Origin of the sequence: Mesorhizobium sp. M7A.F.Ca.US.014.04.1.1 (genome assembly GCF_003998745.1) — a bacterium.
Lineage (GTDB): Bacteria > Pseudomonadota > Alphaproteobacteria > Rhizobiales > Rhizobiaceae > Mesorhizobium > Mesorhizobium ciceri.
Map to the genome: position 1 here is coordinate 1 of NZ_RZRW01000659.1, position 891 is coordinate 891.

Genomic DNA, 891 nt, shown 5'->3' on the forward strand with positions numbered 1-891 from the left:
GAAAGCTGCACCAGCACGCACCCCGGCCAGTCCCCGACCAGCGGCCGCCCCACACCCTGGGCATGCGCCAGGGTGAACTCATATGGCCGCCTGCCGATCAGTTCGAAAGCGGTGAGTGCTGCCCCGGCACGGTCCATGGCCAGGCCGAACAGCGAAAGTGCCGCCTCGGGCGACGACAGGCCGACGAAGGCGACTTCGCGCCCCTTCGGCTTCGGGAACAGCTTCAGCACGGCGGCGGTGATGACGCCGAGCGTGCCTTCGGCGCCGACGAACAGGTTTTTTAGATCGTAGCCGGTGTTGTCCTTCTTCAGCTTGCGCAGGTCGTCGAACACCTCGCCGGTCGGCAGCACCACCTCGACACCGAGGCAAAGTTCACGCGCATTGCCGTAGGCAAGCACGCCGGTGCCGCCGGCATTGGAGGAAAGATTGCCCCCGATCTGGCAGGAGCCTTGCGCGGCCAGCGACAGCGGGAACAGCCGGTCGGCGGCGTCGGCTGCCTCCTGCAGCGTCTGCAGGATGACACCGGCCTCGACCGTCACCGTGTTGGACAGGACGTCGATCTCGCGGATGCGGTTCAGCCGCGACAGCGACAGGACGATTTCGCGCCCGGACCTGTCCGGCACCTGCGCGCCGACCAGCCCGGTGTTGCCGCTTTGCGGCACGATCGGCGTTCCCGTCTCGGTCGCCAGCCGCATGATCCGGCTGACCTCGTCGAGGCTGCCCGGCCGCAGCACCAGCGACGTCGCGCCGTGCCAGAGCCCACGTCGCTCAATGAGGTAGGGCGCGATGTCCTGCTGATCACGCAGCGCATATCTGTCGCCGACGATCGCAGCGAAGCGATCGATGAGGGCGGGATCGAGTGTCTCTGTGATTTCGATCATGAGGGAAACT

The 891-nt window shown here is 66.8% G+C and carries 1 protein-coding gene; it reads right to left on the bottom strand.

Features of this window, described 5'->3' with window-relative positions:
• Positions 1-881: FAD-binding oxidoreductase (locus EOA22_RS29470; protein WP_164755977.1), on the bottom strand; the 881-nt coding region annotated here is incomplete at its 3' end.
• Positions 882-891 lie beyond the last annotated feature (10 nt).